This window comes from Mesorhizobium sp. M7A.F.Ca.MR.362.00.0.0, from assembly GCF_004023175.1.
Lineage (GTDB): Bacteria > Pseudomonadota > Alphaproteobacteria > Rhizobiales > Rhizobiaceae > Mesorhizobium.
The window spans coordinates 986-12,327 of record NZ_RZTF01000001.1 but is presented as its reverse complement, the minus strand read 5'-3'; the positions used below and the strand labels follow the sequence as shown (position 1 = coordinate 12,327).

The following is an 11,342-nucleotide window of genomic DNA, read 5'->3' as shown; positions in this document are numbered from 1 at the left end:
GATATGTGTCAGTTCCTCCTCGTAATATTCTACGAAGACCCGATCCATCTCAGGCCTCCCTAAATTCGGTCCGCGCCAAGCCGTTGTCGAGATTGATCGTGGTGCGCAGGCGCATGCGTTCCGGCGTCGGCGTCATGATCAGCACCGCGTCAATCTCGATCTTCAAACCCACGCTCTTGTCGCCAAGCGTCACGGTGACCTTCGTCGTACTTTCCTTGAGGCGTGGCTCGAAGGTAGCAAGCACCGAGCGGATCTCGCGGGCGAGCGCCTCGCGATCAAAATCGCGGGAGGAACGGCCCGAAAAGGAGGGCACGCCGTAGTTGATCACGCTTCGGCGCACCTCCGGGAAATCAGCGAGCGACGGCGGGTTGTCCGCTGCCTGCTCGCTTTCGACATCGGAAAGAAGCGGAACAGCCTCGAAACGCTCGGTGTTGAACAGGGCCTCGATATCGCGCCGCACGGCCTCCCGGAGCACGCGGGCGGACACGACCACGCCGCGGCTTTCCATCTCCACGCGATGCTGGATCTGAAAGGCCAGGCGGTGCAGGCGCCGCTTCTGATCGGCCGTCAGCTCCGCATCGGCATCGATGAGCCGCGCGCTGCCCGCAACCAGACCCTCCAGCCGGTCCGCGCCGAGTTCGTCCTGCAAGGCCTGGCGCAGCCCGTCTATCTCGGAGGTCATGCCCGGCAGGTCGTTTACGAGGCGGTCCCAGAGAGAGGGCTGGACCGCTTCGCGTTTTGCTCGCGAACCAGCGGTAACCTGCAGCTTGTCCGCGTCGGGCCGCCGGCCCTCACTTGCCGACATAGACATCCATTTCGATTTCGTCATTGCCGTCATAGACGAACTTGATCTTCTTGTAGGCGAAGCTGACCTCTTCCTCGATCAGGTCTTCCTCATCCTCCGCCTGCGACAGGTCGTATTCCATGATCGAGGCGTCGGTGAGGGTGACGACCAGGTAATCATTCGTCTCGCCATCGATGGTCCGGCGAGCCGAGAACACCACTTCGTCCAGCGCCTTGTTTTCGAACAGTGCCTTCTTCAGATAGGGCGAGGACTTGTCGTAGTGCTTGGTGAACTTGATCATTCCCAAGGAGACACGGCCGCGGCGCGAGAGCGAATTCGGATCGTATGGCGCGACTATCTTGTAATCGACCCCATGGATCTCGATTTCGTCCTCGTGGCCATCACGAACGCTTGGGCCTTTGATATCCGGAACTTTTAGAAAGCCATCAATCTTCGTACCTGTGGGCATTGTCTTTCTCCACCGCTTTTAAAAAACCAAGATGGTGTTGCTGCAATTCAAGTCTTCACGGACGGTAGTTCCGAGACCAGTCGGAGCGAGGCATTGATGCCCTCGAGCTGGTAATGCGGACGCAAATAGAAGCGGGCGTTGTAATAGCCCGGCCGCCCCTCAACGCTGTCCACCTGAACCTCGGCCGCGGCAAGCGGGCGCTTGGCGCGCGCCTTGTCGTCGGCGAAGGCCGGGTTGGCCAGCACATATCGGTTGATCCATTCGGTCAGCCAGATCTGCATGTCGGAGCGCTCTTTGAACGAGCCGACCTTGTCGCGCGCAATGGCCTTGAGGTAATGCGCAAAGCGCGAGACCGGGAAGAGATAGGGCAGGTTGGCGCTCAGCCGCTCATTGGACTGCGCGTCGGGGTCGACCAGCCGCCCCGCCCGCGTCTCGTCGTCCTGCAGTGAGTGTGCGCCGATGAAGGCCGCGAGATCGGTGTTCTTTCGATGCAGGATCGGCATCAGGCCTAGCTTGGCCAGTTCCGCTTCGCGCCGGTCGTCGATGGCGACTTCGGTCGGACATTTCATCGCGATCGACCCGTCATCGGTCGGGAAGCTGTGCACCGGCAGGTTGAGCACCGTGCCGCCATTCTCGACGCCGCGGATCTGCGTGCCCCAGCCATAGAGCTTGTGGCTGCGGTTTATGTTCACGCCCATAGGGAAGGCGGCGTTCATCCAGACATATTTGTTGTGATCGCCCTGCACCTCTTCCTCGAAGGTGAAGCCCTTTACCGGAACGGTATCCGTGCCGTATGGCAGCCGCGCCAGAACACGCGGCATGGTCAGGCCGATATAGCGAGCGTCCTCGCTCTCGCGCAGCGACTGCCACGAGGCATAGGCCGGGTTGGAGACGATCTGCTGGAGATCTTGCGGGTTCGGCAATTCCTGCCAGCTGTCCATGCGGAACAGGCGCGGCGAGGCGGCTGCGATAAACGGCGTGTGTGCTGAAGCACAGATGCCGGAGATGTTACGCAACAAACCGACGTCGCGCGGGTGGTTCGAGAATTCGTAGGCGCCAATCACACAGCCGATCGGCTCGCCGCCAAGCATCGAATACTCGTCCGTATAGACTTTCTTGAAGATCGGGCTCTGATCCCACATCTGGCCTTCGTAGTCTTCGAGCGTGTCGGCCAGTTGCTCCTTGGAGATGTTCATCACCCGGATCTTCAGCTTCTGATCCGTCTCGGTGTTGTTGATGAGATACCAGAGGCCGCGCCATGTGCCTTCCATCTCACGCACTTCGGGCGCGTGCAGGATCTCGTTGACCTGTGTCGTCAGCATCTTGTCGATGCCCGCAATCAGCGACTTGATCGACTTGATCGCATTGGAGGAGATGGTGGTGGTATCGGAACGGGACTGCGCCGCGAGTGCGAGATTGCGCACGAGTTGCTGCAGTTTCTCGCTGTCGTCCTTCTTGACCTTGAAATCCTTCTCGAGGAGCCCGCTGAATTCTCCAAGATCTATGGCTTCCGCCTCGGCGGCGACGGCGGCGGTCTTTTGCTGTTCGGCCATGATTTACTCCCCAACCTTGTCGTCGTCGGCCAGCGCCTGGCTGGCGATCTTGCCAAGAAGTGGTTCGTTGTTCAGAAGTTGCGCGATGCGTTTTTCGGCGTCGACGCGGCCATCCATGAAGCCAAGCAGCTCCTCGAGCTGGCGCCGCATCTTGAGGATCTCGGCCAGTTGCGGAACTTGCTCGGCAATCTTGTCCGGGGCGAAATCGCCCATTCTGGAAAATGTAAGGTCGAGCGCCAGTTCCTCGTCCCGCTCGGCGCCCTCAGCCTGAGGCAGCGTATTCTTCACGCGGGCTTTCACTCGTGGTCCGAGCGCCTCCATGAATTTGGGGAAGCGGTTCGCGTCGGTCTCGACAAAGGAACGGTCCAGCACCGACTTTGACGCTTCCTTGGTCTGCGAAGCACCGGAAAGGTCGGCCATCACGCCCATGACAAACGGCAATTCGATCGTCGTCGGGCTACCGTAGGTTTCCACGTCGTAGGCGATCTGCACCCGCGGTGCGCGATTTCGTTCGATGACCTTCGCTTTGCTTTCGGCTGGCATGTGCTGTTACCTTTCATCCTTCTGAGCCGTCTTCTTGACATCGGGAACGCCGGCAAGGAGCCGGAATTCCTTCAGCCCCGACGGCGCGAGATCTTCCATCAGTTCAACGAAATCCATGTGCACCATCCGGCGCACGCGCCGCGCTAGGTGCGGAATCGGGCTCGACGGTTCAGTGCGGTCATAAAAGGCGACGACGAGGTCGAGGCATTTCACCACGTCGTCGCGCGAGGAAATCCGGTCGGGAAGCCCCGTGCTCGAGTCCGCGTAGCTTGCCGCCCTTGCCATAGTATCGGCTCCGTGACCGTTTCGAGCAGGCGTTGCCGGTTCTGCCGGCGTGGGCGGCTCGGCCGCGCCATTCGCCAAGGCGCCGGCTGCCGAATTCCGTTCGAGGGTCGTCAGCAGACGCTGCAGAAACCGCTTCAATTCCGGAACAGGAGCGCCGCCGCCCTCGAGACGGGCGTTGAGAGCGGTCTCGACCGCATCAAGGGCTGCGATCGCTGCCCGGGCGTTGGCGACGAGCAAGACCATTTCTGCGTTGGCTTGATCCATCTGTGCCGCACATCCAGCACGCACCCGGTTCAACAATTGTCCGTGCGCACTGACCAGTGCGGCCTTTTCTGCCACGTTCAATCCCGAGGCGGCTTCCTGGAGCATGACACGGTCGTCGAGCGCACACCTTTCCAGATCCTTGCCCTGGATCGGGCCGATCGCACGTGGCGCAAAGAACGTCATTTGCCGCAGGTTCGCCAACAACCCCTCCTGACCATTCTGGAGGTCGAGCAGCGCGTTGATACGGCGCAAGGCGGCATCGCGTGGCAAAGCGTTGGGCCGCAGTGCCGGATGCATTGTTTCCCAATGCTGGTCGAAGGTCTGCGCAATAAGGGCCAGCCCCTGCGCGAGCCCGGCCAGTCCTTCTTCATTGGCCAGCGCGCGCGTGACGACGACGAGCAGGCGCAGGTCCCGGCCATGCGCACGCAATTCCTCCGCCTTGGCGAGCACCGCGGGCCAGTCGACCGGAATGGTGCTTTGCGAGGCGGGTTTGTTCTGGCCGTCGTGGACGACCTTGATCTCGGGTTCCGTCAGGCGCTCCAGCTCATGAAAAGCCGGGTCGTTGCGCAAATCCTCCCCTGACGGATTTTCACCGTCGAGCGGAGCAAGCCAGAGTGCGACATCAATCACACCAACCCCCAGCGATCGGCCCTCAAACCGTACGTGACCCTACGGTATCACACGGTTGCACTTTACCACAATTCAAGCACTGCTCAAAAAATTAACGAAAGCTGACCAAGCCGCGTCTTGGGTTGCTGGAACCCTTGGCCAGATTGCTGACCCTTATGTGAAATTACACCGAGGCGAACAATTGCGTGGTTGTTTGCATCTGATGGTGCGGCACTCTCCACAAGGGGAAGGGGCGCTGTTCATCACGCTTTGTCAAGTGACGGCTTATGTGGCAGGTTATCGACTGGCAGATTGCAGGAGCACGTTCGATGGAACAGCGCCGGTCATCGCAGACCTTCAAACGCAAGGAACTGGTCGGCAAGCTCAATCCTGTCGGTGTGCGCGCCTTCAAGGCTGCGGCCGACACCGCCAAACTGCGCGGCAATCCTTACGTCGAGCTCGTCCACTTCATCGAGCAACTGGTACTTTCCGACCGTTCGGATGTGCAAATGATAATCGCCGATGCGGGCCTTGATGCGAGCCGGCTCACCGCCGATATGACCCGCGCCGTCGACAAGCTGCCTTACGGCGCAACGTCGATCGAGGAATTTTCGGACCATATCTTCCATGCCATTCAGGAAGCCTGGAACCTGGCCACGCTGGAGTTCAGCGTCGAGGAAGTCCGCAGCGCCCACATTCTCCTTGCCTGCCTGAAGACGCCGGTCCTGGAAGGCCTGCTGTCGAAGATCAGCGGCGAGTTTGACAAGATCGACGCCGCCGCGGTCATCGCACGGTTTGCCGAGGTCATGGAGGGCTCGCTCGAAGCCGGCGCCTCGACCACGGTCTCCACCGCAGAGGCGCCGCGGCGGCCTCCGGGTGGGGATTCGGCGCTGGCGAAATACGCCACCGACCTGACCCAGCGCGCCCGCGACGGCAAGATAGATCCGGTTGTCGGCCGCGATCCAGAGATCAGGCAGATCGTCGATATCCTGATGCGACGCCGGCAAAACAACCCGATCCTGACCGGTGAGGCCGGGGTCGGCAAGACCGCGGTCGTCGAGGGCTTTGCCTTGCGTATCGCTGCGGACGACGTGCCGCCGACACTGCGAGGGGTCAGTGTGCGCATGCTCGATGTCGGATTGATGCAGGCGGGTGCAAGCGTAAAGGGGGAGTTCGAAAAGCGGCTGAAGGCAGTCATCGATGAGGTGCAGTCTTCCGAAACGCCGGTCATCCTGTTCATCGATGAGGCTCACACCTTGATTGGCGCTGGCGGCGCGGCTGGAACAGGCGACGCGGCCAATCTGCTGAAGCCGGCGCTGGCGCGCGGCGAACTGCGCACGATCGCGGCAACGACCTGGGCCGAGTACAAGCAGCACATCGAGAAGGATCCGGCGCTGACCCGCCGTTTCCAGGTAGTCAAGATCGACGAGCCGTCCGAGGCGGTGGCCGTTCTCATGTTGCGCGGTATCGCCGGCGTTCTTGAACAGCACCACAAGGTGCAGATATTGGATGAGGCGATCGAGGCGGCGGTTGGTCTCTCGCATCGCTATATCCCGGCGCGGCAACTGCCTGACAAGGCGGTGAGCCTTCTCGACACCGCTTGCGCCCGTGTCGCCATATCGCAGCACGCCACGCCGGCGGAGGTCGAGGACATCATGCGCCGACGCCAGGCGCTGGAGGTCGAGCGCGGCATCATCGGTCGCGAGGCCGCGATCGGCATCGAGGTGAGCGACCGGCAGGCACGGGTCGACACCGGGTTAGCCGAAACCGAAGTCATGCTCGCCGCCGCACAGGAGCGTTGGGACGGGGAAAAGGCACTCGTTGCCGAAATACTCGAACTGCGCGCCAGGCTGCGCGGCGAAGGTGTGCCGCTCGATGCAGTGGAGACACCGGAGACCAATAGCGAAACAGCAGGCACGGACTCGGTTGAGACTCCGCTGCCCAAGGTCGAAACGCCCAAGACCAAAACGGCCAAAATCAATGTGGAGGCACCGGCGGCTGCCAATGCCCCTCCACCCGATCCGGCCGCCGATCTCACCCGGTTGCGCGAACTGATGGTCGAACTGGCCGAGGCGCAAGGCGAGACGCCGCTGATCCTGCCGTCGGTCGACCGCAACGCCGTGGCGGCGGTCGTTCAGGACTGGACCGGCATCCCGACGGGGCGGATGCTGTCGAGCCAGACCGAAAAAGCGCTGCGGCTGGCCAGCACTCTGTCCGAACGCGTGGTCGGCCAGGATCACGCCATGGAGATGATTGCCAAGCGTGTGCAGACCAGCCGCGCCGGGCTCGGCGCGCCGGAGAAGCCGGTGGGCGTGTTCCTGCTCTGCGGCCCCTCGGGCGTTGGCAAGACCGAAACCGCATTGGCCTTGGCCGAGACGCTCTACGGCGGCGAGCAGAACCTGATCTCGATCAACATGTCCGAGTTCCAGGAGGCGCACACGGTCTCTACCTTGAAGGGGGCGCCGCCCGGATATGTCGGCTACGGCAAGGGCGGCATCCTGACCGAGGCGGTCCGCCGCAAACCCTATTCGGTGATCCTGCTCGACGAGGTCGAGAAGGCGCATCCTGACGTGCACGAAATCTTCTTCCAGGTCTTCGACAAGGGGATGATGGACGACAGCGAGGGCCGGCGCATCGATTTCAAGAACACGCTGATCCTGCTCACCTCGAATGTCGGCTCCGAAGTCATCATGGATCGGACCAGGAATGGCACGCTGCGGGCAGGGCTCGACGATCTGGACACCGCGCTGCGCAGCCCGTTGCTGAAGGTCTTCCCTGCGGCCTTTCTTGGCCGGGTGGTGACCATTCCTTACTATCCGCTCTCGGATTCGATGATCGAAGCGATCACCCGTCACCAGTTTGCCAAGATCGCTCGCCGGCTGCGTGCGACCAACGACGCAGAATTGGTGATCGGCGATGGCGTCATGGACCTGGTCAAGGCCCGCTGCACCGAGATCGAATCCGGCGGGCGGATGATCGATGCCATCCTGACAAACACGCTGCTGCCGGAATTGAGCCGCGGCGTGCTGAACCGCTCGCTCGAGGGCGAAAGGATGACAAGGGTAACCGTCGGCGCCTCCAAGGAGGGCTTCACCTATTCCTTCGAGTAAGGAAAGTTGATGACGGTTTGCTTCGGCTTCTTCGTGCATAGGCAAGCTGAGCCGACTAGCCTGGGAGCGGCCGGTGGCGGTGAATTCGTATGACGCTATCGGTTAGAGAATGACGGTATTCTTTAACCTGCCACGACACCGGATCTGCGAGTGGCTTTAGTCAAACGCGCTGCGACCGCTGTGGGCGAAGCATCCAAGGGTCGCGGAGAAGGTGCTACAGATTGTGATACCTATTGTGATACAAATCGGACGTTGGAGCAGAAAAAACGTAATAAAAACAATATGTTGATCCGGGGATAGATCCCAGCCAACGGTACCATCGGATTTTTCCTGTAAGTAATTGATTGGTTGGACGATTTTGCGGAATTGCTCTGGCCCTTGAGCCATTTTGGCGGTTTTGTGATACCTATTGCATTCTGGCCTTCGCGCTCAAGGTTCAGACTAGTTGGGCCGGCCTGCCGGCGGTTTCAGGACTCATTGGCCAGGGCTCTTCCAGACCCGCGATCTGTCGCCGTTCTTGTCTGCAAGCACTAGCTGACGATCAATCTCCTCGCGTGGTATCGACATTTCACGGCGGCCAGATATCGCTACCCAGATCTCGCTGCCAGCGTGGACCGGATGTCGCCGCAGCATACCAAGAAGGACGGTGCTCTTTGACAATCTTCCCCTTCACCGAAGCCACCCCGATCCAGTTCCAGCAGCCCCTGCCGAAGACTTCGGACGTCGTGATCATCGGCGGCGGGGTCATTGGCGTGAGCACGGCCCTGTTCCTGGCGCGACGGAACGTCTCGGTGACGCTGCTGGAAAAGGGCCGCATCGCCGCCGAGCAATCCTCGCGCAATTGGGGCTGGATCCGGCAGCAAGGCCGCGATGCCGACGAACTGCCGATCGTCATCGAAGCGCAGCGCCTCTGGCGGCAACTGGCGCAGGAATGTGGCGAGGACATAGGACTGAAGCAGACGGGCGTTACCTATCTTGCGCGGACAGACAAGGAGATGGCCGGTTTCGCCAAGTTTCTCGATATTGCCCAGGCTCATGGCGTCGACACGTGTCTCCTCGACCAAGGTGAGTTGGCAAGCCTGATCCCTGCCATGTCGCGACCGTTCAAAGGGGCAATGATCACCCCATCGGACATGCGGGCGGAACCTTGGGTCGCGGTGCCCGCGCTTGCTCGCCTGGCGGCCCGCGAAGGTGTGACGATCATCGAGAATTGCGCGGCCCGTATGCTCGACATCTCCGCGGGACGCATCAGTGGCGTCTGGACCGAGAAAGGGCACATCGCGACCTCGAGCGTCGTCGTCGCCAGCGGCGCGTGGACGTCGCTCTTTCTGCGCGCCCACGGCATCTCGATTCCGCAGCTCAGCGTCAGGGCGACCGTCGCCGCGACAGCACCGATGCCGGAAATCCACACCGGTGCCGCCGCGGATGAACGCATCGCTTTCCGGCGCAGGCAGGATGGCGGGTATACGCTCGCATCGGGAGGCAGTAGCCAACTCTACATAGGGCCGGACGCATTTCGCCATGCGGGCAAATATATCAGCGCCCTGATGGCCAATCCCTTCGGCACACGCTACCTGCCGGCGGCCCCGCGAGGATACCCGGACAGCTGGTCGACGCCGCGCAGATGGAACGCGGATGAAGAAAGCCCTTTCGAACGGATGCGCGTCCTCAATCCGGCTCCCGAGACGTCGGCGCTTCGCGCCATCGACCGCGGGTTCAGGGAGCTTTTCCCTCAGTTCACGACTGTGCCGATCAAGGCGAGCTGGGCGGGCATGATCGATGCGATGCCTGATGTCGTGCCCATCGTCGATCGCGCCGCTGCGATCCCGGGTCTCGTCATAGCGACCGGGATGAGTGGTCACGGCTTCGGCATCGGACCCGGCATTGGCCGTGTGCTGTCCGACCTCGTCCAAGGCAACGAGACCGGGCACAATCTCTACAGGTTCCGTCAATCCCGTTTCAGCGACGGCAGTCCGATCCGATTGGGGCCATCGCTGTAAGCGTTCCTGCCGCCCGCCAGGCCATCCGCTCTGGCCTTGAAGTGCCGGACGAGGATCTCAGGTGCCGCATGCCCGGGCGTAGGCCTCGATGCTCCGCCGGACGTGACCGATCGCGATCTCCTCGCCGTCGCAGGCGCGGCCAGCCCATGTGACTGCAGAAGGCAGGTGCTGGAGAAACAGCGTCACCGGTACCCTCCGGCCTTTCAACGTATCGAAAAGACGGTTGCAGGCGGCACGGGCTTGCGGGATCGCCCAATAATATCGGATGCGATCGGAATAGGAGTAGTGGCGCAGCGTCCGCTTGTCGGCATCGCTTCCATGATAGTGGCTTGCCCAATTCTTGGGGGTGCCTTGCATCAGCTCTTCCATTGCGCGGTAAAGCGGCCGCTCGCCATAGCCAGGCGCCAGGTCGGAAGCGATCAGGTCGAGCGCGTACAGCGCCTCGCGCAGCTTGAAGGTCAGCTCGGGTCCGACCTTGAGGACGGCGAAGCCGTCCTCGACGAGTTCACGCAACGGCCTCTCACCCTGATAGTCCGTCGAATGGGCTTCGAAAATGAGCGACGGCAATCTGTCGAGGGTTGCCGCCAGGCCGCGGGCCTTTGCCCGATCGTAGAAAATCACATTCTGGTTGCCGAACTCCACGCCCGGCTGCACCACAAGCCCGATGACGCGGGAAAATGCGCTTTCAAGCCCGGCGGTGTGGAATGCCTGGGCATGAATGGCATGTGTCTGGCGAGCGGCCTCCGGACTGGTCGGGGTGATCGCATCCAATGTGTGATCGGCGCCGCCGGGCGGCGGCACTTCCGTGCCGATGATGTAAACCGGGCTTGCCCCGCCGCTCTGCGCTGCCGCCTGCTCCGCGACGCCTGCTAGCCTGGCCGCGCGCCCGGCCACCGTGTGGTCGTCTAGCGCCGCCGGTTCACCCGCGCAGCCCATCGAGGCATCGAGGTGGATCTTGCGGAAGCCGGCGCGGACATAGGCATCGATCATCGTCCCGGCCTGCGCCATCGCCTCCTCGGCGGGCCGGTCTCTCCAGGGATTGGGGCCGAGATGATCCCCGCCAAGCACGATCAGCTCTTGCGGGCACTGCTCGGCTGCCGCGAGCGCTTCCACCATCGCCGCGAAATCGGCCGGCGTCATGCCCGTATAACCACCCAGATGATTGACCTGATTACACGTCGCCTCGATCAGGACGGTGGTGCCGGTTTCCCGCCCGTGGCGCAGTGCGGCTTTCAGCACCAGCGGGTGCGCCGAGCACACCGAGGTCACCCCGATTTTCTTCCCGTCCCTGTGCAGGGCCGGCAAATCTTCGATCGCCACACGCATCAATTTCTTCTCGCCGTTCTTGCCATGAAATCTTCCAGCTCGGCCGGCGTGCCGGCTCCCTCCATGGGACCGAGGCGTGTGACGTTGCGCGCCCCTGCCGCGTTGGCGAATTCGAGCGCCGTCTGCAGCGCCATCCCCAGCCGCCGGCATGCGACATAGGCTCCCCCGAAACAGTCGCCGGCGCCGGTGGGGTCCGTTTCCTCGACGATGAGGCCGGGGCAATCGGCGCGGGCTCCGGTGCTTTGACGGGCTGACGCGCCATGTTCGCCGCGCTTCACGGCGATCTCCTTGACCCCTCGTCTGAACAGCGCCTCGATCGCGCGTTCCTCCCCGTCCGTGCCGGCGGCCAGGAACAATTCATTGCCCGACGGCAGCAGCAGGTCCGCTTCGTCCACCAGA

General features: G+C 62.1%; 9 protein-coding genes. 2 read left to right on the top strand and 7 right to left on the bottom strand.

Annotated elements, in window-relative coordinates:
• Window positions 1-49: 49 nt before the first annotated feature.
• From tssE to tssA, 5 genes are read right to left on the bottom strand one after another with little or no spacing between them, the layout of a single operon-like run.
• Entirely contained in the window at window positions 50-805 is a 756-nt protein-coding gene (gene tssE / locus EOC06_RS00050; RefSeq protein WP_127329109.1) for a type VI secretion system baseplate subunit TssE, read from the bottom strand.
• Window positions 792-1,253: a type VI secretion system tube protein TssD gene (locus EOC06_RS00045; protein ID WP_027035516.1), complete on the bottom strand. Its 462-nt coding sequence runs from the start codon at window positions 1,251-1,253 to the stop codon at window positions 792-794. The genes tssE and EOC06_RS00045 overlap by 14 nt, the downstream gene beginning before the upstream one ends.
• Before the next feature lie 47 nt (window positions 1,254-1,300).
• Window positions 1,301-2,806: a type VI secretion system contractile sheath large subunit gene (gene tssC, locus EOC06_RS00040; RefSeq protein ID WP_027035515.1), complete on the bottom strand. Its 1,506-nt coding sequence runs from the start codon at window positions 2,804-2,806 to the stop codon at window positions 1,301-1,303.
• A gap of 3 nt (window positions 2,807-2,809) precedes the next feature.
• Window positions 2,810-3,349 carry a type VI secretion system contractile sheath small subunit gene (gene tssB, locus EOC06_RS00035; protein ID WP_027035514.1) on the bottom strand — a complete coding sequence of 180 codons (540 nt, stop codon included), beginning with the start codon at window positions 3,347-3,349 and terminating at the stop codon, window positions 2,810-2,812.
• Between the two features lie 6 nt (window positions 3,350-3,355).
• Window positions 3,356-4,528 carry a type VI secretion system protein TssA gene (gene tssA / locus EOC06_RS00030; protein ID WP_127329111.1) on the bottom strand — a complete coding sequence of 391 codons (1,173 nt, stop codon included), beginning with the start codon at window positions 4,526-4,528 and terminating at the stop codon, window positions 3,356-3,358.
• Window positions 4,529-4,836: 308 nt separating this feature from the next.
• Between tssA and tssH the strand changes: the two genes are divergently transcribed.
• On the top strand, window positions 4,837-7,617 hold the full coding sequence (tssH, locus tag EOC06_RS00025; RefSeq protein WP_127329113.1) for a type VI secretion system ATPase TssH: 2,781 nt from the start codon (window positions 4,837-4,839) through the stop codon (window positions 7,615-7,617).
• Window positions 7,618-8,270: 653 nt separating this feature from the next.
• The gene (locus tag EOC06_RS00020) at window positions 8,271-9,617 is read left to right on the top strand and encodes an FAD-binding oxidoreductase (protein ID WP_128306794.1); all 1,347 of its coding nucleotides are present in this window, start codon (window positions 8,271-8,273) and stop codon (window positions 9,615-9,617) included.
• 57 nt (window positions 9,618-9,674) lie between these two features.
• Here EOC06_RS00020 and EOC06_RS00015 read toward each other — a convergent pair whose 3' ends face one another.
• Both EOC06_RS00015 and EOC06_RS41390 read right to left on the bottom strand, forming a co-directional pair.
• The gene (locus EOC06_RS00015) at window positions 9,675-10,943 is read right to left on the bottom strand and encodes a D-tagatose-bisphosphate aldolase, class II, non-catalytic subunit (protein ID WP_128306777.1); all 1,269 of its coding nucleotides are present in this window, start codon (window positions 10,941-10,943) and stop codon (window positions 9,675-9,677) included.
• On the bottom strand, window positions 10,943-11,342 hold a 400-nt coding region (locus EOC06_RS41390), incomplete at its 5' end, for a carbohydrate kinase family protein (protein WP_245469251.1). The genes EOC06_RS41390 and EOC06_RS00015, both read right to left, overlap by 1 nt.